This window comes from Serratia ureilytica (assembly GCF_017309605.1).
Lineage (GTDB): Bacteria > Pseudomonadota > Gammaproteobacteria > Enterobacterales > Enterobacteriaceae > Serratia > Serratia ureilytica.
Window position 1 is genome coordinate 1,092,266 of record NZ_CP071320.1, and the last position, 24,772, is coordinate 1,117,037.

The window sequence follows — 24,772 nt, forward strand, 5'->3', positions numbered from 1 at the left end:
GTCAATTTCACGCCGCAGCCTGCTGCGGCGTGAAAGATTAAGGGGATATAAACACAGCATTATGTTTCCACTCGTTGTAGAATACTTTCTCGAGCGATAAAAGTTGGCTCCTGCTGGGAGCCACTGCAAACGAAACAGCTTTGGATCGGCTTTCGGCGAAGCAGGCCTGTTCCGTATGCTGCAAGTTTTTGACGCATTCTTGATCTATTGGTAACTCATGAACCCCATCGTAATAAACAGGCTGCAGCGGAAGCTGGGCTACACTTTTCAACAGCAGGAGCTTTTACTGCAGGCTTTGACTCACCGCAGCGCCAGCAGTAAACACAATGAACGTCTTGAGTTTCTGGGTGACTCGATTCTTAGCTTTGTCATCGCCAATGCGCTCTACCACCGCTTTCCTCGCGTAGACGAGGGCGATATGAGCCGCATGCGCGCCACGCTGGTGCGCGGCAACACGCTGGCGGAGATGGCGCGCGAGTTTGACCTGGGCGAATGTCTGCGGCTTGGGCCGGGCGAATTGAAAAGTGGTGGGTTCCGCCGCGAGTCAATCCTGGCGGATACGGTGGAGGCATTGATCGGCGGCGTGTTCCTGGACAGCGACATCCAGACCGTCGAGCGCCTGATTTTGGACTGGTATCGCAGCCGGTTGGACGAAATCAGCCCCGGTGATAAGCAGAAGGACCCGAAAACCCGTTTGCAGGAATTTTTGCAGGGGCGTCATCTGCCGTTGCCTTCTTATTTGGTGGTGCAGGTTCGCGGTGAAGCGCACGACCAAGAGTTTACCATCCACTGCCAGGTGAGTGGTTTGAGCGAGCCCGTGGTGGGCACCGGCTCGAGCCGCCGTAAAGCCGAGCAGGCGGCAGCGGAACAAGCGCTGAAAAAGCTGGAGCTTGAATGAGTGAAGTAAAACAACACTGCGGTTTTATCGCCATCGTCGGCCGCCCGAACGTGGGCAAATCGACGTTGCTGAACCAACTGCTGGGGCAGAAGGTTTCCATTACGTCGCGTAAGCCGCAGACGACCCGTCACCGCATCATGGGCATCGACACCGATGGCGCCTATCAGGCGATCTACGTCGATACCCCAGGGCTGCACATCGAAGAAAAACGCGCCATCAACCGTTTGATGAACCGCGCGGCCAGTAGCTCGATCGGCGACGTCGAACTGGTTATCTTCGTGGTCGAAGGCACCAACTGGACCGCCGACGACGAAATGGTGGTCAACAAGCTGCGCAGCCTGCGTTGCCCGGTATTGCTGGCGATCAACAAGGTCGATAACGTCACCGACAAATCCAAGCTGTTGCCACACATTGCGTTCCTCAGCCAGCAGATGAATTTCCTCGACGTGGTGCCTATCTCAGCCGAGAAAGGGATGAACGTCGACACCATCGCCGGCATCGTGCGCAAGCTGCTGCCGGAAGCGGAACACCACTTCCCGGAAGACTACATCACCGATCGCTCCCAGCGCTTTATGGCGTCCGAGATCATCCGTGAGAAGCTGATGCGTTTCCTGGGTGAAGAGCTGCCGTATTCGGTGACGGTGGAAATCGAACAGTTCGTGGCCAACGATCGCGGCGGCTACGATGTGCACGGCCTGATCCTGGTCGAGCGCGAAGGCCAGAAGAAAATGGTCATCGGCAACAAGGGCGCCAAGATCAAAACCATCGGCATCGAAGCGCGCCAGGACATGGAACAGATGTTCGACGCTAAAGTGCATCTGGAGCTGTGGGTGAAAGTGAAATCCGGTTGGGCGGACGACGAACGTGCGCTGCGCAGCCTGGGCTATGTTGACGATCTGAAGTAACGATCCGTGGACGGCTGGGAGCGCGCTTTCGTCCTGCATGGGCGGCCGTACAGTGAAACCAGTCTGATGCTGGATCTGTTTACCGAAGGTCATGGGCGGGTGCGCTTGCTGGCAAAAGGCGCGCGCAGCCGCCGCTCCAATCTGAAGGGTTGCCTGCAGCCCTTTACCCCCCTGTTAGTGCGCTGGGGCGGCCGCGGCGAAGTGAAAACGCTGCGTAACGCCGAAGCGGTCTCTCTCGGTTTACCCCTCAGCGGCATGATGCTTTACAGCGGCCTGTACGTGAACGAACTGCTGGCGCGCGTGCTGGAGCAGGAAACCAACTACTCGGTGCTGTTCTTCGACTACCTGCAATGCCTGCAGGCGCTGGCGGCGGAAGACAGCTCGCCGGAACAGGCGTTGCGCCAGTTCGAGCTGGCCTTGTTGCAGCACCTGGGTTACGGCCTCGATTTCCTGCACTGCGCCGGCAGCGGCCTGCCGGTGGATGACGCCATGACCTACCGCTACCGTGAAGAGAAAGGCTTTATCGCCAGCCTGGTGGTGGATCACTACAGCTTCACCGGGCGCGAACTGCGCGCGCTGGCGGAGCGGCAGTTTCCCGATGCCGAGACGCTGCGCGCCGCCAAGCGCTTCACCCGCATGGCGCTGAAACCCTACCTCGGCGGCAAGCCGTTGAAGAGCCGCGAACTGTTTCGCCAATTCGTGCGCAAACAGCCGAATACGCCGGTCGACGACGCCTGACCTTTTCCCCTTTTGCCGTTCTGCACCCGCGTGTAAACTGCTGGCACTGAAAATCGTATTTAGAGGTTGTCATGGCTGATTTACTGCTGGGCGTCAATATCGATCACATCGCCACGTTACGTAACGCGCGCGGAACCCAATACCCGGATCCGGTTCAGGCGGCATTCATTGCCGAACAGGCGGGGGCCGATGGCATTACCGTGCATCTGCGCGAAGATCGCCGCCACATCACCGACCGCGACGTGCGCTTGCTGCGCCAGACCATCCAGACGCGCATGAATCTGGAGATGGCGGTGACCGACGAGATGCTGGACATCGCCGTGGAGCTGAAGCCGCACTTCTGCTGCCTGGTGCCGGAAAAGCGTGAAGAAGTGACTACCGAAGGCGGCCTGGACGTTGCCGGCCAGCTGGACAAAATGAGCGTGGCGGTCGAGCGCCTGGCGCAGGCGGGCATTCTGGTCTCGCTGTTCATCGATCCCGATCATCGCCAAATCGACGCGGCGGTGGCGGTGGGCGCCCCCTATATCGAAATCCACACCGGCGCCTACGCCGAAGCGCAGGGCGAGCTGGCGGTTCAGGCCGAGCTGCGCCGCATCGCGGTCGCCGCCGCCTACGCGGCCGAGAAGGGGCTGAAGGTCAACGCCGGCCACGGCCTGACCTATCACAACGTGCAGCCGATCGCTGCGCTGCCGGAAATGCACGAGCTGAACATCGGCCATGCGATTATCGGCCAGGCGGTGATGAGCGGGCTGCCGGCCGCGGTTGCCGACATGAAAGTGCTGATGCGGGAAGCGCGCCGGTAATGGCGGTGCTCGGGCTGGGTACCGACATCGTCGAGATGGCGCGTATCGAAGCGGTGGTGGAGCGCAGCGGCGATCGTCTGGCGCGCCGCGTGCTGAGCGACGCCGAATGGGCGCTGTACCAGCAGCACCAGCAGCCGATTCGCTTTCTGGCCAAGCGTTTCGCCGTGAAAGAGGCCGCCGCCAAGGCGTTCGGCACCGGCATTCGCAACGGCCTGGCGTTCAACCAGTTCGAGGTGTTCAACGATGCGCTGGGCAAACCGAATATTCGTTTGCACGGCCGCGCCGCCGAGCTGGCGGGGGAGATGGGGGTCACCGCGATCCACGTTTCGCTGGCCGATGAAAGGCGCTATGCCTGCGCGACGGTGATCGTCGAAAGCTGAAAATAGAAAGGGCGCCCTGCGGCGCCCTTGTCAGTCCTGCGGCGGGTTAAATGTGATCGGCGTGGTGCAACACCACGAACTTATCCCACAGCTGCTCATTAGTCTCGCGATGCTGCGGATCGGTAATGATGGTGTTGTCGATGGGGCAGACCTGCTGACAGGTTGGCGTATCGTAATGGCCAACGCACTCGGTGCAGCGGTCGGTATCGATTTGGTAGATCTCATCGCCCATCGAAATCGCCTGGTTCGGGCATTCCGGCTCGCACATGTCGCAGTTGATGCATTTGCGTGTGATTAGCAGGGCCATGACGTATCTCTCATTATTAACAGGGGTATTTTTCGCAGCGGCGATTATACCGGTTAAACCAACTTTTTCATCAATTGTTCGCTGTGCCTGATACGGTCGCGGGCATGATCGAGGTCGTGCTGGATCAGCGCCATAAACAGCAGGTCGGTGAGAGCGTACTGGGCCGTGCTGGAAGAGATGGCCGCGCTGCGGGTGCGGGGCTCTTCGGCGATGGTATAGAGACAGTGATCGGCGCGTTGCTGCAGGCCGTTGGGCGAGAAGCTGGTCAGCGCCAGCACCCTGGCGCCGGCCTGGCGCGCTTCTTCCGCCGCCAGATTGATTTCACGCCGCTCGCCGCTGAAGGAGATCGCCACCAGCAGATCGCGTTTGTCCAGCGCCTGCACCGCCGCCAGTTGAACGTGCATATCCGCTTCGGCCACCGCCATCACCCCGATTTTCAGCAGCTTGAAGGAAAAATCCTTGGCCACCAGCCCGGAGGCGCCGATGCCGATCAGCATTACCCGGCGCGCCTGGCGCAGCATGTCCAGCGCCTGATGCAGCCGTTCTTCGCTGTTGATGTCCAGCGTCGCGCGCAGCGCCGCCTGCTTTTCCGCCAACAGCTTTTCACCGACGGTTTTCAGCGTGTCGCTGCTGAGAATGTGGTTATGAACGGTCACTACCGGTTCGGCCTGCGGCTGGGCCAGCGTCTCGCTCAGCGCCAGCTTCAGCGCCGGGAAACCTTTATAGCCCAGCTTTTGGGCGAACTTCACCACGCTCGACTGGCTGACGCCGGCCAGCTGGGCCAGCTTTTGCGAGCTGAGATGGCGCGCCTGTTCGGCGTTGTTCAGCAAAAAATCCGCCAGCTTGCGGTCGTTTTGCGCCAGTGTCGGATACATCTGGCGAATGCGCAGAAGGGTACTCATTGATCTTTCCCTGGAAACCAGCGGCCATTTTGCCACGCAGGCAGCGAAAACGCGCGGTGAAAATTTTTGTGAGCTCGTCGTTAAAATAGCAAATAGCGCTCGCTTTGTTGAATAAAATATTCAAATATTGATTTAATTTTGTGAATTAAAAATTCAAAGGTGAACAGATGAACTTAGGCGCACTGGTATCGGAAACCCGCAACCCGGCCACCATGGGGCTGGATGAGATGTCGACGCTGGACATGGTCCGCTGCTTTAACCAGGAAGATCGCAAGGTGCCGGAGGCGATTGAAAAGGTGCTGCCGGCGATCGCGCAGGCGGTCGATTTGGCCGCGGTGGCGCTGAAGGCCGGCGGGCGGCTGATTTATTTGGGCGCCGGCACCAGCGGGCGCCTGGGCGTATTGGATGCCTCCGAGTGCCCGCCGACCTTCGGCGTGCCGCACGGCGTGGTGGTGGGGCTAATCGCCGGCGGGCCGGGCGCGCTGCTCAAAGCGGTGGAAGGGGCGGAAGATGACGCAGCCCTGGGCGAGGCCGACCTCCGGGCGCTGAACCTGACCGCCGTCGATATGGTGGTGGGGTTGGCGGCCTCGGGGCGCACGCCCTACGTGATCGGCGCGCTGCGCTATGCGCGCGGGCTGGGTTGCCCGACGGCGGCCATCTCCTGCAACCCGGATTCGCCGATCGCGCACGAAGCGCAGGTGGCGATCTCGCCGGTGGTGGGGCCGGAGGCGCTGACCGGTTCGACGCGCCTGAAATCCGGCACCGCGCAGAAGCTGGTGCTCAACATGCTGTCGACCGGCGCGATGGTCAAGCTGGGCAAGGTCTACCAGAACCTGATGGTGGACGTGAAGGCCACCAACGTCAAACTGGTGGATCGCGCCTGCCGCATCGTGGTGGAGGCCACCGGCGCCGAACGCGCTCAGGCGGAGGCGGCGCTGGCGCAGACCGGCTTTGAGGTCAAACCGGCGATCCTGATGATTTTAGCCGGCGTCAGCGCCGATGAGGCGCAGCAGCGGCTGCAGCGGCACGACGGCTACCTGCGCGCGGCGTTGGCGCGTTAATTCACGGTGGGGGCGGCGATGGACAAGACAACGGCATTGGCGACACAGATCCTGGCGGGCGTGGGGGGCGAGGGCAATATCCTCAAACTGGAGAACTGCATGACGCGGGTGCGCGTCGAGGTCAGCGACGAACAGCGTCTGGACCTGGCGGCCCTCAAACAGTTGCCCGGCGTGAAGGGCTATATCAAGCAGGGTGAACAGCATCAGTTTATCGTCGGCCCGGGCGCCGCCGCCAAGGTGGTAGACGCCATGCGCGCTTTGCTGAGCGGCAGCGCGCAGCCCGCCGTTGGTGACGCCGCCCGCACCAAGGCGCAGGCCAAACAGAAATACGCGGCGCCGATGAGCGGCGCGCTGAAAAAACTGGCCGATGTCTTTATTCCGCTGATCCCGGCGTTTATCGCCTCGGGCCTGATCACCGGCATCATCAACCTGCTGAAACGGCCTGACATCGCCGGCCAGCTGGCGGTGGACTACCCGAACGTGCTGGGGCTGTTGGCGATCTTCGGCAGCGCGGTGTTCGCCATCATGAACATTTTGGTCGGGGTCAACGCCGCGCGGGTATTCGGCGGCTCTCAGGCAATGGGCGGCGTGATGGCCGGCATTCTCTCCAGCCCAGCGCTGGCGCAGATTACCTTGTTCGGCGAGGCGCTGCAGCCGGGGCGCGGCGGGGTGATCGCCGTGCTGCTGGTGGTGGCGTTGATGTGCTGGGTGGAGAAACGCCTGCGCACGCTGCTGCCGGAATCGGTCGAACTGATCCTTAACCCACTGCTGACCACGCTGGTCACCGCCTCGCTGGCGATCCTGATTCTGCAGCCGATCGGCGGCATTATCTCCGACGCCATCGCCCACGGCGCCAATCTGGCGATCGACAAGGGCGGGCTGCTGGTGGGAGCGCTGCTCTCGGGGCTGTTCCTGCCGCTGGTGCTCTCCGGCCTGCATCAGGGGCTGGTACCGATCCACGTCGAGCTGGTGCAGGCGCACGGTTCCAACCCGCTGCTGCCGATCCTGGCGATGGCCGGCGTTGGGCAGGTGGGGGCAGCGCTGGCGGTGCTGTTGAAAACCCGCAATGCGCGGCTGAAAAAGGTGATCAAAGGGGCGTTGCCGGTCGGCATTCTCGGCATCGGCGAGCCGCTGATCTTCGGGGTGACGCTGCCGCTGGGCCGGCCGTTTATCGGCGCCTGCCTCGGCGGTGCGGTTGGCGGAGCGCTGATCAGCTACTGGAAGGTGGCGACGGTGATCACCTTCGGCATTTCGGGGCTGCCTTTGGCGTTGACCATCGTCTCAGGTAAGGTGATGTTGTATCTGGCGGGGATGCTGATTACGATTATCGCCGGTTTTCTCTTCACCTGGATGATGGGGTTCAACGATCCCGAGGAGTAGCGTTTGAGCGACAAGCAGCAACAACCGGCCGCAGAGGGGCGCCGCGTGGTCTTTTTCGATCTGGACGGCACCCTGCATCAGGAGGATATGTTCGGCAGTTTCTTGCGTTTTCTGCTGCGCCGCTTACCGCTGAACCTGTTGCTGGTGATACCGCTGCTGCTGCCGATCGGTCTGGCGCTGCTGCTGCTGGGACGCGCCGCGCGTTGGCCGATGAGCCTGCTGCTGTGGGCGATCACCTTCGGGCGTTCCGAAGCGACGCTAAAGGCGCTGGAGCGGCAGTTTATCGAGGCCTTTCGCCAGAAGGTGACCGCATTTCCGGTGGTGCAAATGCGGCTGCGGCAGTACCTGGAGGAGCACGATGCCGAAGTGTGGCTGATTACCGGCTCGCCGGAGCGGCTGGTGGAGCAGGTGTATCGCGATTCGGCGTTTCTGCCGCGGGTACGGTTGATCGGCAGCCGCATCACGCGCCGCTGCGGCGGCTGGGTCTTGACCCTGCGCTGCCTGGGGGCGCAGAAAGTGGTGCAGCTCGAGCAGCGGCTCGGTGTGCCGCTGAAGCTGTACAGCGGTTACAGCGACAGCAAGCAGGATAATCCGCTGCTGTTCTTTTGTGAGCACCGTTGGCGGGTGAGCAAGCAGGGCGAGCTGCAGCAGCTGGAATAAACAAAGGGCGGAGAATTCCGCCCTTTGCTGTTACCGCTGCCGCGATCAGTCTTCGGTTACGTCGTGCGGTTTGCGTCCGAGCTGCCAAATCTTCTCCGCATAATGCCCCAACGCCCACAGGCTCAGGCCGAGCAGCGCGAAGAAAATCGTCTTCGGCATGCTGTCCCAGAAAAACTCGAACAGGCGGGTATAGAGGTTGATGCCGAGAAAGGTCAGCCCGAAACCGCGCAGCATGGCGTCGTCATGCTTCAACCCCAGCCAGATGGCGGCGAAGGCGGCCAGCCCGAACAGCAGGCTCCAGTGGAACAGCTCAATCTGGCGCGCGCGGTACCAGCTGTCGAGATCGCCGTAGTTGCCGAAGATGGACAGCAGCCACAGCGCGATGAACAGGTACAGCAGGCCCATCGCCAGCGACACCCGCTGCAGGCCGCGCTGCGCCAATAGCGGCCGCAGCAGCAATGCGGCGGCGATCAGCACCGCGCCGAAGGCGATAAAGCGAATCGGGTAGCTCATGCCGAGCCAGTAGGCGCCTCAGCCGGACAGGTAGCCGGTCTCGGCGCCGAAGGCATTGCCGAGAGACAGCAGGGCGAACCACCATACCAGCCCGGAGCGGCTGAACCAGCCGATGGCGCCGTACAGCAGCGCGGCGACCAGCAGCAGCACGGAAACCCGCCCGCTGCCGTTATCCAGCCAGACGCCCAGTTGCCATAAGGCGCAGGCGGTGAGCAACACGGCGACAAACAGCGCCGCCTCATTGCCGTAGCGTTTTTCCGGGTGGCGTTGACGACGACGCAGCGCCCAGACGTAGGCCAGCGCCGCCAGTACGCCGGCGATCGCCATGCGCACCGGCGCGTCGAAGCGGAACAGTTCGCTCAGCCATTCAAGCAGTGCGCTGTCGGCGAACAGGCTGGTGACGGCGATCAGCAACGAGGCCAGCGCGGCGAGAAACGCATAGCGCGCCAGCCGCCGCCAGTCGAAAGGCTGCACGTCCACATGCAGCAGCAGTTGCTGTTGTTGCTCGGGGGTCAAGGCACCTTCCCCAACCCAGCCGTCCAGCGCCTTGCGCACCACGACGGCGTTCTTTTTACTGAGTTTCATGCTTCTGGTCCCTGAATCACACGCTGATTCGGCCAGTATAGCCATTGGCGGGCGGCTACGACAAAGGGAGGCTAGTGTGTATAATGCCCGCCGCAAAAGCGCACGAGGAATTATGCGATGACTGAATATAACGATGAGTACTGGATGCGTCAGGCATTGCAGCTGGCCCTGCGCGCGCAGGAAGAGGGCGAGGTGCCGGTGGGTGCGCTGCTGGTGCTGGACAATCAGGTCATCGGCGAGGGCTGGAACCGGCCGATCGGCCGGCACGATCCTACCGCGCACGCCGAGATCATGGCGCTGCGGCAGGGCGGCGCGGTGCTGCAAAACTACCGCTTGTTGAACGCCACGCTGTACGTCACGCTGGAACCCTGCGTGATGTGCGCCGGCGCGATGGTGCACAGCCGCATCCGCCGGTTGGTGTACGGCGCCGCCGACGAGAAAACCGGCGCGGCCGGTTCGCTGGTGGATATTTTGCGCCATCCGGGCATGAATCATCAGGTGGAGATCGTCTCGGGCGTGCTGGCGGACGAATGCGCCGCCACCCTGAGCAATTTCTTCCGCCTGCGCCGCGAACAGAAAAAAGCGCTCAAGCTGGCGCAGCGGGCGGCGGATAAGCCGGAATAATCAGTAGTTGAGCGCCAGTTCCGGCATCACCGTCGGATAGCCTTTTCCCAACGCTTCCTGCTCGGCGGCCGCTTGCGCCGCCTTTCTCTCTTTTTCCTGCAGATAACCCACCAGGCTGACCTGGTAGCGGCGGATGTTTTCTACATAGTTGTAGGCTTCACGCCCGCGCGCATAACCATAGGTCAGCTGCGGGTAGTAGCGCTTTTGGCTGAGCATCGGCAGGCGCTGTTTGACGTCGACCCAGCTGTCCGGATTGCCTTTTTGCGTTTTGGTCAGCTTGCGTGCGTCCAGCATATGGCCCCAGCCCATGTTGTAGGCCGCCAGCGAGAACCAGATGCGCTCATCTTCCGGCACGCTGTCCGGCACCTTGGCCATCAGCCGCTGCAGGTACAGGGCGCCACCCTGAATGCTCTCTTCCGGATCGAGGCGATCGTTGACCCCCAGGCCGTCGGCGGTGGCGCGGGTCAGCATCATCAGGCCGCGCACGCCGGTGGGGGAGGTGGCCTGCGGATTCCAGTGCGATTCCTGATAGGCGATGGCCGCCAGCAGCTTCCAGTCGATCTCGTTGGCGTGTTTCTCGAACAGCGGGCGGAAGTTGGGCAGCACCGAGTCGATGGCCGACAGGAAGGTTTTGGTATCCACGTAGTCGAAGCTGCCGACGTGGCCGAGGTATTTCTCTTCCAGCCGCGCCAGGGTGCCGTCGTCCACCATTTGACTGTAGAAATCCAGCATCGCCGCGTACAGGCTGTCGTCGCCGTCGCGTTTGAGGTACCAGGTGACCGGCTCTTCGTCGGTGACGTCGAACGCCACCGCCAGCTGCGGATGGATGCGCTGCAGCAACGCGATGGTCACCGAATCGCCGAGGGTATAGTCCAGCTTGCCGTCGGCAACCCGCTCCAGCAGCTCTTTGGAGGTGAGATCGCTGGAGGACTCCCAGGCGAGATCCGGGTATTTATCCTGTTTGAGCTGCTTTAGCGTGCTGACATGCGCGGAACCGGAGGCGACCGCCAACTTGCCTTTGATGTCGGCGAAGCCTTTTGGCCGCGGGGTGCCCAGCCGGTACACCAGCTGTTGGGAAACGGAGTAGTAGGCGGGGCCGGTGCGCGCGCGGCTGAGGCGCTCCTGGTTGTAGATAAGGCCCGCCGCCAGCAGGTCGGCGTCGTCGTCGTCCAGATCGTCGAACAGGTCATTGATGTTCTGATGGGGGATCACCACCAGTTTTACCCCGAGGTAGTTGGCGAAGCGCTTGGCCAGTTCGTAGTCGAGCCCACCCGGCCCTTGCTTGGTGTTGAAATAGGTCAGCGGTGAGTTCAGCGTGCTGATACGCAACTCGCCGCGGGAAATGATCTCCTGGAGTTGCCCGCCCTGGCCGCTGCGCCAGGTGATATTGGGCCACAGCGCGAGAGCCAGAAGCAGGGTGACAACGCCGATGAGGATGTAGTTTATTTTAAGACGTTTCAAATAGTTATCCAGTGGTGGCACAGGTACGCCGGCGACGACAACCGCGACTTTTCTCATGGTTAAATCACCAGTGCGGGGGGCATTTTGCGCAACAAAACGCCAGTGTGCAACTTTATTGATACGTTATGACAATTCGACGGTGCGGCGCGCTTTTATCAATAATCCCTACGCAAACGGTTTCGTCGGCGGCGAGGATTCTCTATAATGACGCGCGTTTTCCCCTGTTGCGCCCAATGAAGCGTCTTATCCGTCGCTTCGAAGACGAGAGAACTTTGATTATGGAAATTCTGCGTGGTTCGCCCGCTTTATCGGCTTTTCGCATTACCAAACTGCTGTCCCGCTGCCAGGACGCCCACCTGCCCGTCAGTGATATCTACGCCGAGTACGTCCACTTTGCCGATGTTAGCGCACCGCTAAGTGCCGAAGAACACGCCAAACTTCAGCGCTTGCTCAAGTACGGTCCTTCTCTCGCCGAACACGCCCCCGAAGGCCGGCTGCTGCTGGTCACGCCGCGCCCGGGCACCATTTCCCCCTGGTCTTCCAAAGCCACCGACATCGCCCACAACTGCGGTTTGCAACAGGTGCTGCGGCTGGAGCGCGGTCTGGCGTTCTACGTCAAGGCGCCTGAGCTGACGGAGGCCCAGTGGCACCAGCTCGCCGCGCTGCTGCACGATCGCATGATGGAAACCGTCTTCAGCGAGCTGCAACAGGCTGAACAGCTGTTCGCGCACCATCAGCCGGCGCCGTATCAGTCGGTCGACGTGCTGGGCGCAGGGCGCGCCGCGCTGGAGCAGGCCAACGTCCGGCTCGGCCTGGCGCTGGCGCAGGACGAGATCGATTACCTGCTGAATGCCTTTACCGGTTTGGGGCGCAACCCGACGGATATCGAACTCTATATGTTTGCGCAGGCCAACTCTGAGCACTGCCGCCACAAGATTTTCAATGCCGATTGGATCATCGACGGCGAACAGCAGCCCAAGTCGCTGTTCAAAATGATCAAGAACACCTATGAGCAGACGCCGGACTATGTGCTGTCGGCGTATAAAGACAACGCCGCGGTGATGGAAGGCTCGCAGGTCGGCCGCTTCTTCGCCGCGCCGGAGAACGGCACGTACGATTACCATCAGGAAGACGCGCATATCCTGATGAAGGTGGAAACCCACAACCACCCGACGGCGATCTCGCCGTGGCCGGGCGCCGCGACCGGCTCCGGCGGCGAGATCCGCGACGAAGGCGCCACCGGCCGCGGCGCCAAGCCGAAGGCCGGCCTGGTGGGCTTCTCGGTGTCCAACCTGCGCATTCCCGGCTTTGAACAGCCGTGGGAGCAGGACTTCGGCAAACCGGAGCGCATCGTCACCGCGCTGGACATCATGACCGAAGGCCCGCTGGGCGGCGCGGCGTTCAACAACGAATTCGGTCGCCCGGCGCTGCTGGGCTACTTCCGTACCTATGAAGAACGCGTCAACAGCCATAACGGCGTGGAGCTGCGCGGCTACCACAAACCGATCATGCTGGCGGGCGGTATCGGCAACATCCGCGCCGATCACGTGCAGAAAGGGGAAATCACCGTCGGCGCCAAGCTGGTGGTGCTGGGCGGCCCGGCGATGAATATCGGTCTGGGCGGCGGCGCGGCGTCATCGATGGCGTCCGGCCAGTCCGATGCCGATTTGGACTTCGCGTCGGTGCAGCGCGACAACCCGGAAATGGAACGCCGCTGTCAGGAAGTGATCGACCGCTGCTGGCAGCTGGGCGACCAGAACCCGATCCTGTTTATCCATGACGTCGGCGCCGGCGGCCTGTCCAACGCCATGCCGGAGCTGGTGAGCGACGGCGGCCGCGGCGGCCGCTTCGAACTGCGCGACATCCTCAACGACGAGCCGGGCATGAGCCCGCTGGAAGTATGGTGCAACGAATCGCAGGAACGTTACGTGATGGCGATCGCCCCGGCGCAGATGGCGCAGTTCGACGAGATCTGCCGCCGCGAGCGCGCGCCTTACGCGGTGATCGGCGAAGCGACCGAAGAGCAACATCTGACGTTGAACGATCGTCACTTCGACAATCAGCCGATCGACATGCCGCTGGATGTGCTGCTCGGCAAGACGCCGAAGATGACCCGCGACGTGACCCGTCTGCAGGCGCAGGGCCAGGCGGTACAGCGTGAGAACATCACGCTGGCCGACGCGGTGAAGCGCGTGCTGCATCTGCCGGCCGTCGCGGAGAAAACCTTCCTGATCACCATCGGCGACCGCACCGTCACCGGCATGGTGGCGCGCGACCAAATGGTCGGCCCGTGGCAGATCCCGGTAGCCGACTGCGCGGTCACCACCGCCAGTCTGGACTGCTATTATGGCGAAGCGATGTCGCTCGGCGAACGCGCGCCGGTGGCGCTGCTGGACTTCGCCGCCTCCGGCCGCCTGGCGGTCGGGGAAGCGCTGACCAACCTGGCCGCCACGGAAATCGGCAGCCTGAAGCGCGTGAAGCTGTCCGCCAACTGGATGGCCGCCGCCGGCCACCCGGGTGAAGACGCCGGCCTGTACGAAGCGGTGAAAGCGGTGGGCGAAGAGCTGTGCCCGGCGCTGGGCATCACCATTCCGGTGGGCAAAGACTCCATGTCGATGAAAACCCGCTGGCAGGAAGGCAATGAACAGCGTGAAATGACCTCGCCGCTGTCGCTGGTCATCACCGCCTTCGCCCGCGTGGAAGACGTGCGCCACACCGTGACGCCGCAATTGCGCACCGATAAGGGCGACAGCGCGCTGCTGTTGATCGACCTGGGCAACGGCCATAACGCGCTGGGTGCTACCGCGCTGGCGCAGGTTTATCGCCAACTGGGCGACAAACCGGCCGATGTGCGCGATGTCGCGCAGCTGGCGGGCTTCTTCAACGCCATGCAGCAGCTGGTGGCCGATCGCGCGCTGCTGGCTTATCACGACCGCGCTGACGGCGGCCTGCTGGTGACGCTGGCGGAGATGGCCTTCGCCGGTCACTGCGGCGTAGAGGTTAACCTCGATGGCCTCGGCGACGATGCGCTGGCGGTGCTGTTCAACGAAGAGCTGGGCGCGGTGATCCAGGTGAGCGCCGAACGTCTCGACGACGTGAAGCGGGCGTTCGCGCAGCACGGTCTGACCGACAACGTGCATCACATCGGCAGCGTACAGGCCGGCGATCGTTTCGTCATCAATCAGCACGGCAAAGCGTTGTACAGCGAAAGCCGCAATACCCTGCGCACCTGGTGGGCGGAAACGACCTGGCAGATGCAGCGTCTGCGCGACAACCCGGCGTGCGCCGATCAGGAACATCAGGCCAAGCAGGATGAACAAGATCCCGGCCTGAACGTGAAGCTGACCTTCGCACCCGAGGAAGACATCGCTGCGCCGTACATCGCCAAGGGCGCTCGCCCGAAAGTGGCGGTGCTGCGCGAGCAGGGGGTGAACTCCCACGTTGAAATGGCGGCGGCGTTCCACCGCGCCGGCTTTGACGCCGTGGACGTGCACATGAGCGATCTGCTGGCCGGGCGTCGCGATCTGCAGGACTTCCACACGCTGGTGGCCTGCGGCGGCTTCTCTTACGGCGACGTTCTGGGCGCCGGCGAAGGCTGGGCGAAGTCTATCCTGTTCAACGAGCGGGTGCGCGACGAGTTCGAGGCGTTCTTCCACCGTCCGCAGACGCTGGCGCTGGGCGTGTGCAACGGCTGCCAGATGATGTCCAACCTGCGTGAGCTGATCCCGGGCGCCGAACACTGGCCGCGCTTCGTGCGCAACCTGTCGGATCGCTTCGAGGCGCGCTTCAGCCTGGTGGAAGTGGCGGCCAGCCCGTCGCTGTTCATGCAGGGCATGACCGGCTCGCGCATGCCGATCGCCGTTTCCCATGGCGAAGGGCATGTCGAAGTGCGCGATGCGGCGCATCTGGCGGCGTTGGAAAGCCACGGCCTGGTGGCGCTGCGTTTCGTCAACAACGCCGGTCAGGTCACGGAAGCTTACCCGGCTAACCCGAACGGTTCGCCGAATGGCATCACCGCCGTGACCAGCGCCAACGGGCGCGCAACGGTGATGATGCCGCACCCGGAACGCGTGTTCCGCACCGTCAGCAACTCCTGGCACCCAGAAGAGTGGGGCGAGGATAGCCCGTGGATGCGCATGTTCCGCAACGCCCGTAAGCAACTGGGCTAAAAACGGCCACCACCGTATAGAGGGCGCAAGCAATTGCGCCCTTTTTTATGGCCGGCACTCGGCGATTGGCGGCAGTGTCTGCATTTAGCGACAAGCGCTGGTTTGCTTGTCGCTAAATGGAGACATTTAACCCATTGATTTTATTACCGGTAAACAGGTTTGACTTTAGTTGTCGGCGTTTGGCGACAGGGTGGTGTTTTTTTCATCGTGCATTGGTGCTGATTGGGCGCATGGATTTACCTTTATTTATTTATTATCAAATAAAATCATTGTGTTATGATTTTTGTTGCAAAGTTGGCACGTAACGTGCATTATTCTCGGCGGCTGCTCATTCACCTTTTTATGACGGTGCCGAAATTAGACGGCAAATTACCTCATAAGCCTCCGAATGATGCCAAAGAAATGGTGCCTATCGTCCAACCAAACCGATAACAGACCGCGCAAGCGGCTTTATCAAGCATCGGGCGACACGTGGAGTGAGGCACCGCCTGTATCCAACTGTGATGAAGGGTTCATCAATCCTGGATACTTACGGATGCTATTCGTCCTGTTCGATGCCAGCCGCTGCGCTACATCACCCTGGGGACGAGGTTCAAGGGCATCCACACTTTCCTTGCGGCGGGGCAAGCTTATTGCCCCGGCGTCAATTCTCAACGCTGCGCTTACTCCTGTTTCGTTGCCTATGCCCTCGAACGCAGACGCTATTCCCACACTCTCGCTTTCGTACCGGTTTTTGTTACCGGGACCGTATGTCATTGGCAGGCCAACCTTATCGGCGCGGTTCACCGATCCCGCGGCTTTTTCCTTGTGCGTTCAGGATTCTCCCTTGCCGGGCTTTTCTCTTTCCGGCGAGTCAGTTAGCATCGTGACAGGCCTGAGAGAATGAGATGATTTCGTTGAAAAAATGGCGTTTATTCCCCCGTTCGCTGCGGCAATTGGTGCTGCTGGCGTTCCTGTTGGTGCTGCTGCCGCTGTTGGTGCTGGCCTATCAGGCCTACCAGAGTCTGGATCACCTGAGCGCGCAGGCGGCGGACATCAACCGCACCACGCTGGTGGACGCGCGGCGCAGCGAGGCGATGACCAGCGTAGCGCTGGAGATGGAGCGCAGCTATCGTCAGTACTGCGTGCTGGTTGAGCCCACGCTGCAGAAGCTGTACCAAAATCAGCGCAAGCAGTATTCGCAGATGCTGGACGCCCACGCGCCGATTCTGCCGGACGAGCGCTACTACCAAACGTTGCGTCAGTTGCTGACCCAGCTGGCGGCGATCAAGTGCCATAACAGCGGGCCGGACCAAGAAGCCTCCGCCTTGCTCGAGTCGTTCTCCCGTTCCAATGCCGAAATGGTGCAGGCCACGCGCGCGGTGGTGTTCTCGCGCGGCCAGCAGCTGCAGCAGGCCATCGCCGAGCGCGGCCAGTTTTTCGGCTGGCAGGCGCTGCTGCTGTTCCTGGTCAGCGTGCTGCTGGTGGTGCTGTTTACCCGCATGATCATCGGGCCGGTCAAGGCCGTGGAGCGGATGATCAACCGCCTGGGGGAAGGGCGCGCGTTGGGCAGCACCGCATCGTTCAAAGGGCCGCGCGAGCTGCGTTCGCTGGCGCAGCGCATCATCTGGCTGAGCGAACGGCTGGCGTGGCTGGAGTCGCAGCGCCACGAGTTCCTGCGCCATATCTCGCATGAATTGAAAACGCCGCTGGCCAGCATGCGCGAAGGCACCGAACTGCTGGCCGACGAGGTGGCGGGGCCGCTGACTTCCGACCAGAAAGAGGTGGTGACGATCCTCGACAACAGCAGCCGCCACCTGCAGCAGCTGATTGAACAACTGCTGGATTACAACCGCAAACTGGCCGATGGCCCGGCGGAGCACGAGAACGTCGAGCTGCGCGAAATGGTCGATTTGGTGGTCGCCGCGCACAGTTTGCCGGCGCGGGCGAAGATGATTTCCACCGAAATCGCGCTGGAAGCGGAAATCTGCTGGGCAGAGCCTACGCTATTAATGCGCGTGCTGGATAATCTCTACTCCAATGCGGTGCACTACGGCAAGGAATCCGGTAACATTTGGATCCGCAGCCGTCAGGTTGGACAACGGGTGCAAATCGACGTCGCCAATACCGGCACGCCGATCCCCGAGGCTGAAAGAGCCATGATTTTCGAGCCTTTTTTCCAGGGTAGTCACCAGCGAAAAGGGGCGGTAAAAGGAAGCGGACTGGGGTTGAGCATCGCTCAGGACTGTATCCGTCGCATGCGCGGTGAGCTGCAACTGGCGACGGTCGCCGGTGCAGACGTCTGCTTCCGCATTGAACTGCCGTTAACCGCCGAGAATGAATAAATAATGTACACATGGTCTAAACGCCTTCGTCTTTCACAGACCGAACGTTCACCGCGTGCCACGCACAGAGCGCCGCTCGGCAAACGCCCGATCACCTGGCTGGGCGCCGTTTTCTTTATGCCGCTGTTGCTGGCGGGCTGCGTCGATCGCGCCGTCAGCGGCGGATTGAGCGCTCAGCAGCAAGAGGCGATCCCGGATACCAAGGTGATCGATTACCGCACCGCGGCTTGCGATACCCTGTGGCAATTGGACGACAAGGACGCGCTGGATAACGCGCTCTACTGGCTGCGCGCGATGGACTGCGCCGATCGCATCGGCTCGACCCAGGCGCGTGCGCTGGCGAAAACGGTGCCGGGCGACAGCTGGTCCGGCGTTTTCAAACAGAGCATCCTGCTGGGGAGCGCACAGCCGACCTCCGGTGAACGCCGCCAGATGCTCGACAGGATCAACAGTTACCGGATGGAGTTCCCCGGTTCGCTGCGTCCGTTGACGCAGCTGTGGCGCCAGCAGCAGATGCTGCAGATCACGCTGTTCGATGAGAAAGCGCGCTATCAGCATCTGCAGGAGAGCAGCGACAGCCAGATCGATTCGCTGCGCCAGAATCAGGCGCGCCTGCAGTCGCAGCTGCAGGACACCTCGCGCAAGCTGGAAAACCTGACCGATATCGAGCGCCAGCTCTCATCGCGCAAGCAGCTGCAAGGGGAAATCCCGGAAAACGGCGCGGGCCAGCAGAAGGGCGAAGCTGCCGGTAAAAGCGGCGCGGCCGCCAAAGGCGCTGAAACGCAGGACGAACCGGAAAAAGGCACCGCGCTGCCGGTTGAACCGGAAGACACCTATACGCCGCATCCCGCCAATAAGGAGTCCCACGCGCAATGACCGCACGCAAACCGGCCAACCTGTTATTGGTTGACGACGATCCCAGCCTGCTGAAGCTGCTGGGCATGCGCCTGACCAGCGAAGGTTTTCACGTCACCACCGCCGAAAGCGGCCAGGAGGCGCTGCGCCTGTTGGTGCGCGAACAGATCGATCTGGTGATCAGCGATCTGCGCATGGATGAGATGGACGGCATGGCGCTGTTCGCCGAAATCCAAAAGCATCAGCCGGGCATGCCGGTGATCATTCTTACCGCGCACGGTTCGATTCCCGATGCGGTGGCCGCCACCCAGCAGGGAGTGTTCAGCTTCCTCACCAAACCGGTGGATCGCGATGCGCTCTATAAGGCCATCGACGAGGCGCTGTCGCTGTCGGCCTCCCCCGCGGGTGACGACGCCTGGCGCGAAGACATCGTCACCCGCAGCCCGTTGATGCTGCGCCTGCTGGAGCAGGTGAAAATGGTGGCCCAGTCCGACGTCAGCGTGTTGATCAACGGCCAGAGCGGCACCGGCAAAGAGGTGTTGGCGCAGGCGATCCACGCCGCCAGCCCGCGCGCCGGCAAGGCGTTCATCGCCATCAACTGCGGGGCGCTGCCGGAGCAACTGCTGGAGTCCGAACTGTTCGGCCACGCCAAGGGCGCCTTCACCGGCGCGGTCAGCAGCCGCGAGGGGCTGTTCCAGGCGGCGGCGGGCGGCACGCTGTTCCTCGACGAGATAGGCGACATGCCGTTGTCGCTGCAGGTGAAACTGCTGCGCGTGCTGCAGGAGCGCAAGGTGCGGCCGCTGGGCAGCAACCGCGATCTGGACATCGACGTGCGCATTATCTCCGCCACCCACCGCGATCTGCAAAAGGCGATGGCGAAGAACGAGTTCCGCGAGGATCTCTACTATCGTCTCAATGTGGTGAATCTGAAGATCCCGGCGCTCAACGAGCGCGCCGAAGACATTCCGCTGCTGGCCAATCACCTGTTGCGCGAAGCGGCTCAGCGGCACAAGCCGTTCGTGCGCAGCTTCTCGACCGACGCCATGAAGCGGCTGATGACCGCCAGCTGGCCGGGCAACGTGCGTCAGTTGGTCAACGTCATCGAACAGTGCGTGGCGCTGACCTCGGCGCCGGTGATCAGCGAGGCGCTGGTGGAACAGGCGCTGGAAGGGGAAAACACCGCGCTGCCGACTTTCGCCGAAGCGCGCAACCAGTTTGAGTTGCACTATCTGCGCAAACTGCTGCAGATCACCAAGGGCAACGTGACCCAGGCCGCGCGCATGGCGGGCCGCAACCGCACCGAGTTTTACAAATTGCTGTCGCGCCACGAGCTGGACGCCAACGATTTCAAAGAATGACAGATTCACGCCGGCGCCTGCCACGCAGGTTCTCAACAAATCCGGCGGAATGATTTACACTCCGTTCTCTTTGCCGCGGTGCGCCCCGGCGTAGAGCACCATGGAACGTATTAAGCGGGATCGTACACAAATGAGCAGATCACTTTCCATCGCCCTGGCCCAGCTGAACCTGCTGGTCGGCGACATTGAAGGCAACACCGAACGCATGTTGCAAATCGTGCAGGAGCAGCAGAAGGCGGGAGCCGATCTGGTCATGTTCACCGAACTGGCGCTGTCCGGCTACCCGCCGGAAGACCTGCTGTACCGCAATGATTTCTATCAGCGCTGTGATGCGCAGCTGCTGCGCCTGCAGCAGGCTTCCGCCGAGACGGCGATCCTGGTCGGCCACCCGTGGCGCGAAGGCGACAAGCTGTACAACGCGCTGTCGCTGTTTGCCGAAGGCCGCCTGCTGACCCGTTACTTCAAACAGCAGTTGCCGAACTACGGCGTGTTCGATGAGAAGCGCTATTTCCACGCCGGCAACGACACCTGCGTGGTGGAACTGAAAGGCTACCGTCTTGGGCTGCTGATTTGCGAAGATCTGTGGTTCCCGGAGCCGATCGACGCCGCCAAGGCCGCCGGCGCGGAGATTATCCTGTCGATCAACGCCTCGCCGTATAACCGCGAAAAACCGTATATCCGCAAAACGCTGATGGCCGGCCACTGCCAGCGCACCCAGCTGCCGCTGGTGTACCTCAACCAGGTCGGCGGCCAGGATGAGCTGATCTTCGACGGCTGCTCCAAGGTCTTCGACGCCGCCGGCACCATGACCCACCGTCTGGCGGCCTTCGACGAGCAGGTCACTCGCCTGGAATTCAACGAGCTGGACGTGGTGCCGATGGCCGATCCGGCCGCCGAACTGCCGCAGCTGGCGCAGGTGTATCAGGCGCTGGTGTTGGCGGTGCGCGACTACGTGACCAAGAACGGTTTCAAAGGCGCGGTGCTGGGGCTGTCCGGCGGCATCGACTCGGCGCTGACGCTGGCGATCGCCGTGGATGCGTTAGGTAAAGACAAGGTGCAGGCGCTGATGATGCCGTTCCGCTATACCGCAGATATCAGCATCGCCGACGCCAAGGAAGAGGCGGAAATCCTCGGCGTGGAGTTCGATATCGTCTCCATCGAGCCGATGTTCGATGCCTTTATGGGCCAGCTGTCGCCGATGTTCGCCGGCACCGAGCGCGACACCACCGAAGAGAACCTGCAGGCGCGTTGCCGCGGGGTGGTGCTGATGGCGCTGTCCAACAAACGCCGCAGCATCGTGCTGACCACCGGCAACAAGAGCGAAATGGCGGTGGGTTACGCCACGCTGTACGGCGATATGGCCGGCGGTTTCGACGTGCTGAAGGACGTGCCGAAAACGCTGGTGTTCAAGCTGTCCGAATACCGCAACACCGTCTCCTACGTGATCCCGCAGCGGGTAATCGATCGTCCGCCGTCCGCCGAGCTGGCGCCGGATCAGGTCGATCAGGACAGCCTGCCGCCGTACGATATCCTGGATGCGATCCTGGAAGGCTACGTTGAGCGCGACAAGTCGGTCGCCGATCTGGTGGCCGAAGGCTTCGACGAAGCGATCGTGCGCAAGGTGATCCGCCTGGTGGACATCAACGAATACAAGCGGCGTCAGGCCGCCGTCGGGCCGCGCATCACCGCCCGTAACTTCGGCAAAGACCGCCGCTACCCCATCACATCCGGTTTTGGCCGCAAAAATTGGTAAAAGGAAAGAAGATGAAAAAGATCGACGCGATTATCAAGCCGTTCAAACTGGATGACGTCCGCGAAGCGCTGGCCGAAGTGGGCATCACCGGCATGACGGTCACCGAAGTCAAAGGCTTCGGCCGCCAGAAGGGCCACACCGAGCTGTACCGCGGCGCCGAGTACATGGTCGACTTTCTGCCGAAGGTGAAGATAGAGATCGTGGTTGCCGACGACATCGTCGACACCTGCGTAGAAACCATCATGCAGACGGCGCAGACCGGCAAGATCGGCGACGGCAAGATCTTCGTCTTCGACGTGGCGCGCGTGGTGCGCATCCGTACCGGCGAGCAGGACGAAGAAGCGATCTGATCCTCCGCAGGATCATCGGTCATCAGGGCGCAGCTTGCTGCGCCCTTGTCATTTCTGTCCCCCGCACATCGCACTTCTTCGCCTCATTGTTCCCCCCATTTTTGCCTGTCGGCATTCTAAAAAAGCGAACGCTATCGCGTTTTTGATACTTTTCCCGATCGCTTCACGGCCGGCGTCTACACTCAACGCAATGTTTTTGCTTGAGGAATCACCCCCATGATGACGTTACGCCAAATCCGCCACTTTATCGCCGTGGCGGAAACCGGGTCGATCTCCGCCGGCGCCCAGGCGGTGTTTGTCTCCCAGTCTTCGCTGACGCTCGCTATCCAGCAGCTGGAAACCGAGATCGGCGTGCGGCTGTTCGAGCGTCACGCCAAGGGCATGACGCTGACCCATCAGGGGCACCAGTTTTTGCGTCAGTCGTATCTGATCCTGGCGACGGTGGACAATGCCAAGCGCAGCCTGCAGATCGGCACTGAAAGCCTGACCGGCAAGCTGACCATCGGCGTCACCAGCCTGGTGGCCGGCTACTTCCTGGTGGAACTGCTCACGCGCTTTAAATCGGCCTATCCCAACGTCACCGTGCAGGTGGTTGAAGACGAACGCCCGTACATCGAGCATCTGCTGGTCAGCGGCGAGATCGACATCGGCGTGCTGATCTTGTCGAACATCGAGGACCGCGACGCGCTGCAGACCGAGGTGCTGATGCACTCTCCGTATCGCCTGTGGCTGCCGCCGCTGCACCCGCTGCTGGAGCACGAGAGCATCAGCCTGGCGGACGTGGCCAAACAGCCGCTGATCCAGCTCAACGCCGATGAAATGGACGTGCACGCGCGGCGCATCTGGGCGCGTGCCGGGCTGAAGCCGGAGATCGCGATGAAGACCGCCTCGACTGAGGCGGTGCGCAGCCTCGTGGCGGCGGGGATGGGGGTCTCCATCCAGCCGGACATGGCGTACCGCGCCTGGTCGCTGGAGGGCAATATGATCGAGGCGCGCAAGCTGGACGATCTGCTGGAGCCGCTGGATATCGGGTTGGCGTGGCGGCGCGGCAGCGCGCGGCCGGAGCTGGTGACGCCGTTCCTCACCATCGCGCGCGAGAACGGCAGCAAACACGCCGCCGGGCTTAAGCATTCGATTTAATCGAACGCGGCGTTCAGTATTTAGAATTTGTTGCCCGCCAGAGGCTCGCTTAGGCTGATTAAAACTAACTTATTCACATTTTGTTAACGTTTTTGTCACTTAGGGGCGTCAGGCGATGGCGGATGTGCAGGTTCTCTCAGGTTTGTCCTGTCAGCAGTTCATTAACGGTCAGCTTATCGACGGCGAAGGCCAGCAGGAATGCATCGTCAATCCGGCCAACGGCGAGACGCTGATCGCCCTGACCGAAGCCTCTTCGGCGCAGGTCGGCGGCGCGGTAAAAGCCGCGCAGCAGGCGTTCAGCCACTGGTCGCGCACCACGCCGGCCCAGCGCGCCACGCTGTTGCTGCGCATCGCCGACGCCATCGAGCGGCAGGCGCCGCAGCTGGCGCAGCTGGAAGCCCTCAACTGCGGCAAGCCGCTGCATCAGGCGCTCAATGACGATCTGCCGGCGGCGGTCGACGTGTTCCGCTTCTTCGCCGGCGCGGTGCGTACGCAACAAGGGCAACTGGCCGGTGAGTATGTGCCGGGCCACACCTCGATGATCCGCCGCGATCCGATCGGCGTAGTCGCCTCGATCGCCCCCTGGAACTATCCGCTGATGATGGCGGCGTGGAAGATCGCGCCGGCGTTGGCGGCGGGCAATACCGTGGTATTCAAACCGTCCGAGCACACGCCGCTGACTATTCTGGCGCTGGTGCCGGCGCTGCAGGAGATCCTGCCGCCGGGCGTGCTGAACATCGTCTACGGCGGCGGTGAAGGGGTCGGCAGCCAGCTGGTGGGGCACCCGCAGGTGCGGCTGGTGTCGGTCACCGGCGATATCGTCACCGGGCAAAAAATTCTTCAGGCGGCGGCCAAAAGCGTCAAGCGCACCCACCTGGAACTGGGGGGCAAGGCGCCGGTGATCGTCTGTGACGACGCCGATCTCGACGAAGTGGTCAACGGCATTCGCACCTACGGCTATTACAACGCCGGTCAGGACTGCACCGCCGCCTGCCGCATCTACGCGCAGGCGGGCATCTATCCCAAGCTGGTGGACGCGCTGGGCGAGGCGGTTGCCAGCCTGCGCTTTGCCCGCAAGCGCGATCAGGACAACGAGATCGGCCCGTTGATAAGCAGCCGCCAGCGCGATCGCGTCGCCAGCTTTGTCGAGCGGGCGCTCAGCCAACCGCATATCGAATTGATCACCGGCGCCGCGGCGCACTCCGGGCCGGGATTCTACTATCAGCCGACCCTGCTGGCGGGCTGCCTGCAAAGCGACGAGATCGTGCAGCGCGAGGTGTTTGGCCCGGTGGTCAGCGTCACGCGCTTCGAGCATCTGGCGCAGGCGGTCGAGTGGGCCAACGACTCGGAATACGGGCTGGCTTCGTCGGTGTGGACGCAAAATATCGATCGGGCGCTGCACATCGCCGCCCATCTGCAGTACGGCAGCACCTGGATCAACACCCATTTCACCTTGGCGAGCGAAATGCCGCACGGCGGCCTGAAACGCTCCGGCTACGGCAAGGATCTGTCCAGCGATTCGCTGCAGGATTACAGCGTTGTCAGGCACGTAATGGCGAAGTTCAAAGCCAGCTTCTAGCGGTTCTATAAAGCAAAATCGGGCGGC

20 protein-coding genes and 1 pseudogene are annotated in these 24,772 nt (G+C 62.0%); 17 read left to right on the forward strand and 4 right to left on the reverse strand.

Features of this window, described 5'->3' with window-relative positions; translation table 11 throughout:
* Positions 1–217 precede the first annotated feature (217 nt).
* The 5 genes from rnc (at position 218) to acpS (ending at position 3,724) form a co-directional block, all read left to right on the forward strand.
* The gene (gene rnc, locus J0X03_RS05060) at positions 218–898 is read left to right on the forward strand and encodes a ribonuclease III (RefSeq protein ID WP_004929158.1); all 681 of its coding nucleotides are present in this window, start codon (positions 218–220) and stop codon (positions 896–898) included.
* A complete protein-coding gene (gene era, locus J0X03_RS05065; protein WP_004929162.1) occupies positions 895–1,803 on the forward strand; it encodes a GTPase Era in 909 nt (302 codons plus the stop codon). Before rnc ends, era begins: the two co-directional genes overlap by 4 nt.
* Positions 1,804–1,809: 6 nt before the next feature.
* Positions 1,810–2,541 (forward strand): DNA repair protein RecO, encoded by a 732-nt coding sequence (gene recO, locus J0X03_RS05070; RefSeq protein ID WP_015378804.1) that lies wholly within the window; start codon positions 1,810–1,812, stop codon positions 2,539–2,541.
* A 71-nt stretch (positions 2,542–2,612) separates the two neighbouring features.
* Positions 2,613–3,344 (forward strand): pyridoxine 5'-phosphate synthase, encoded by a 732-nt coding sequence (gene pdxJ, locus J0X03_RS05075; protein WP_033651585.1) that lies wholly within the window; start codon positions 2,613–2,615, stop codon positions 3,342–3,344.
* A complete protein-coding gene (gene acpS / locus J0X03_RS05080) occupies positions 3,344–3,724 on the forward strand; it encodes a holo-ACP synthase (protein ID WP_004929169.1) in 381 nt (126 codons plus the stop codon). Before pdxJ ends, acpS begins: the two co-directional genes overlap by 1 nt.
* Before the next feature lie 46 nt (positions 3,725–3,770).
* Here acpS and J0X03_RS05085 read toward each other — a convergent pair whose 3' ends face one another.
* Together J0X03_RS05085 and J0X03_RS05090 are read right to left on the reverse strand one after the other, a co-directional pair.
* Complete coding sequence (locus tag J0X03_RS05085; protein ID WP_160204500.1) at positions 3,771–4,031, reverse strand: YfhL family 4Fe-4S dicluster ferredoxin; 261 nt, start codon at positions 4,029–4,031, stop codon at positions 3,771–3,773.
* 53 nt (positions 4,032–4,084) lie between these two features.
* Positions 4,085–4,933 carry a MurR/RpiR family transcriptional regulator gene (locus J0X03_RS05090; RefSeq protein ID WP_033644119.1) on the reverse strand — a complete coding sequence of 283 codons (849 nt, stop codon included), beginning with the start codon at positions 4,931–4,933 and terminating at the stop codon, positions 4,085–4,087.
* Positions 4,934–5,100: 167 nt separating this feature from the next.
* Here J0X03_RS05090 and murQ point away from each other — a divergent pair, with 167 nt between their 5' ends.
* Genes murQ through yfhb form a run of 3 tightly spaced genes read left to right on the forward strand, consistent with a single transcriptional unit; the run spans position 5,101 to position 8,034 of the window.
* Positions 5,101–5,994 carry an N-acetylmuramic acid 6-phosphate etherase gene (murQ, locus tag J0X03_RS05095; RefSeq protein ID WP_033644118.1) on the forward strand — a complete coding sequence of 298 codons (894 nt, stop codon included), beginning with the start codon at positions 5,101–5,103 and terminating at the stop codon, positions 5,992–5,994.
* Positions 5,995–6,012: 18 nt separating this feature from the next.
* On the forward strand, positions 6,013–7,374 hold the full coding sequence (locus tag J0X03_RS05100) for a PTS transporter subunit EIIC (protein WP_160204499.1): 1,362 nt from the start codon (positions 6,013–6,015) through the stop codon (positions 7,372–7,374).
* Between the two features lie 3 nt (positions 7,375–7,377).
* Positions 7,378–8,034 carry a phosphatidylglycerophosphatase C gene (gene yfhb, locus J0X03_RS05105; RefSeq protein ID WP_070914447.1) on the forward strand — a complete coding sequence of 219 codons (657 nt, stop codon included), beginning with the start codon at positions 7,378–7,380 and terminating at the stop codon, positions 8,032–8,034.
* 45 nt (positions 8,035–8,079) lie between these two features.
* On the opposite strand, the pseudogene J0X03_RS05110 reads toward yfhb, so the two are convergent.
* Positions 8,080–9,132, reverse strand: a pseudogene (locus tag J0X03_RS05110) (DUF2157 domain-containing protein).
* 117 nt (positions 9,133–9,249) lie between these two features.
* On the opposite strand from J0X03_RS05110, the gene tadA reads away from it, so the two are divergent.
* On the forward strand, positions 9,250–9,756 hold the full coding sequence (gene tadA / locus J0X03_RS05115; protein WP_033644114.1) for a tRNA adenosine(34) deaminase TadA: 507 nt from the start codon (positions 9,250–9,252) through the stop codon (positions 9,754–9,756).
* On the opposite strand, the gene mltF is transcribed toward tadA, so the two are convergent.
* On the reverse strand, positions 9,757–11,217 hold the full coding sequence (gene mltF / locus J0X03_RS05120) for a membrane-bound lytic murein transglycosylase MltF (protein WP_033644113.1): 1,461 nt from the start codon (positions 11,215–11,217) through the stop codon (positions 9,757–9,759).
* Between the two features lie 275 nt (positions 11,218–11,492).
* On the opposite strand from mltF, the gene purL reads away from it, so the two are divergent.
* The 8 genes from purL (at position 11,493) to J0X03_RS05160 (ending at position 24,745) form a co-directional block, all read left to right on the forward strand.
* On the forward strand, positions 11,493–15,386 hold the full coding sequence (gene purL / locus J0X03_RS05125; protein WP_197806638.1) for a phosphoribosylformylglycinamidine synthase: 3,894 nt from the start codon (positions 11,493–11,495) through the stop codon (positions 15,384–15,386).
* Between the two features lie 887 nt (positions 15,387–16,273).
* Complete coding sequence (locus J0X03_RS05130; RefSeq protein ID WP_033644112.1) at positions 16,274–17,710, forward strand: sensor histidine kinase; 1,437 nt, start codon at positions 16,274–16,276, stop codon at positions 17,708–17,710.
* 3 nt (positions 17,711–17,713) lie between these two features.
* A complete protein-coding gene (gene qseG / locus J0X03_RS05135) occupies positions 17,714–18,586 on the forward strand; it encodes a two-component system QseEF-associated lipoprotein QseG (protein ID WP_052133764.1) in 873 nt (290 codons plus the stop codon).
* Positions 18,583–19,923 carry a two-component system response regulator GlrR gene (glrR, locus tag J0X03_RS05140; RefSeq protein ID WP_046687667.1) on the forward strand — a complete coding sequence of 447 codons (1,341 nt, stop codon included), beginning with the start codon at positions 18,583–18,585 and terminating at the stop codon, positions 19,921–19,923. The genes qseG and glrR overlap by 4 nt, the downstream gene beginning before the upstream one ends.
* Before the next feature lie 130 nt (positions 19,924–20,053).
* Positions 20,054–21,676: an NAD+ synthase gene (locus J0X03_RS05145; RefSeq protein WP_033644110.1), complete on the forward strand. Its 1,623-nt coding sequence runs from the start codon at positions 20,054–20,056 to the stop codon at positions 21,674–21,676.
* Positions 21,677–21,687: 11 nt separating this feature from the next.
* Positions 21,688–22,026 (forward strand): nitrogen regulatory protein P-II, encoded by a 339-nt coding sequence (gene glnB, locus J0X03_RS05150; RefSeq protein WP_004847623.1) that lies wholly within the window; start codon positions 21,688–21,690, stop codon positions 22,024–22,026.
* A gap of 216 nt (positions 22,027–22,242) precedes the next feature.
* Positions 22,243–23,166 carry a LysR substrate-binding domain-containing protein gene (locus J0X03_RS05155; RefSeq protein WP_033644109.1) on the forward strand — a complete coding sequence of 308 codons (924 nt, stop codon included), beginning with the start codon at positions 22,243–22,245 and terminating at the stop codon, positions 23,164–23,166.
* Positions 23,167–23,281: 115 nt separating this feature from the next.
* Positions 23,282–24,745, forward strand: a complete 1,464-nt coding sequence (locus tag J0X03_RS05160) for a gamma-aminobutyraldehyde dehydrogenase (protein ID WP_103101662.1) — start codon at positions 23,282–23,284, stop codon at positions 24,743–24,745.
* The last annotated feature ends 27 nt before the right edge of the window (positions 24,746–24,772 follow it).

Bases quoted from the DNA above. Each gene is read 5' to 3' on its own strand.
- rnc (WP_004929158.1), top strand. From the start codon at position 218: ATGAACCCCATCGTAATAAACAGGCTGCAGCGGAAGCTGGGCTACACT.
- era (WP_004929162.1), top strand. From the start codon at position 895: ATGAGTGAAGTAAAACAACACTGCGGTTTTATCGCCATCGTCGGCCGC.
- pdxJ (WP_033651585.1), top strand. From the start codon at position 2,613: ATGGCTGATTTACTGCTGGGCGTCAATATCGATCACATCGCCACGTTA.
- acpS (WP_004929169.1), top strand. From the start codon at position 3,344: ATGGCGGTGCTCGGGCTGGGTACCGACATCGTCGAGATGGCGCGTATC.
- J0X03_RS05085 (WP_160204500.1), bottom strand. From the start codon at position 4,031: ATGGCCCTGCTAATCACACGCAAATGCATCAACTGCGACATGTGCGAG.
- J0X03_RS05090 (WP_033644119.1), bottom strand. From the start codon at position 4,933: ATGAGTACCCTTCTGCGCATTCGCCAGATGTATCCGACACTGGCGCAA.
- murQ (WP_033644118.1), top strand. From the start codon at position 5,101: ATGAACTTAGGCGCACTGGTATCGGAAACCCGCAACCCGGCCACCATG.
- J0X03_RS05100 (WP_160204499.1), top strand. From the start codon at position 6,013: ATGGACAAGACAACGGCATTGGCGACACAGATCCTGGCGGGCGTGGGG.
- tadA (WP_033644114.1), top strand. From the start codon at position 9,250: ATGACTGAATATAACGATGAGTACTGGATGCGTCAGGCATTGCAGCTG.
- J0X03_RS05130 (WP_033644112.1), top strand. From the start codon at position 16,274: ATGATTTCGTTGAAAAAATGGCGTTTATTCCCCCGTTCGCTGCGGCAA.
- qseG (WP_052133764.1), top strand. From the start codon at position 17,714: ATGTACACATGGTCTAAACGCCTTCGTCTTTCACAGACCGAACGTTCA.
- glrR (WP_046687667.1), top strand. From the start codon at position 18,583: ATGACCGCACGCAAACCGGCCAACCTGTTATTGGTTGACGACGATCCC.
- J0X03_RS05145 (WP_033644110.1), top strand. From the start codon at position 20,054: ATGAGCAGATCACTTTCCATCGCCCTGGCCCAGCTGAACCTGCTGGTC.
- glnB (WP_004847623.1), top strand. From the start codon at position 21,688: ATGAAAAAGATCGACGCGATTATCAAGCCGTTCAAACTGGATGACGTC.
- J0X03_RS05155 (WP_033644109.1), top strand. From the start codon at position 22,243: ATGATGACGTTACGCCAAATCCGCCACTTTATCGCCGTGGCGGAAACC.
- J0X03_RS05160 (WP_103101662.1), top strand. From the start codon at position 23,282: ATGGCGGATGTGCAGGTTCTCTCAGGTTTGTCCTGTCAGCAGTTCATT.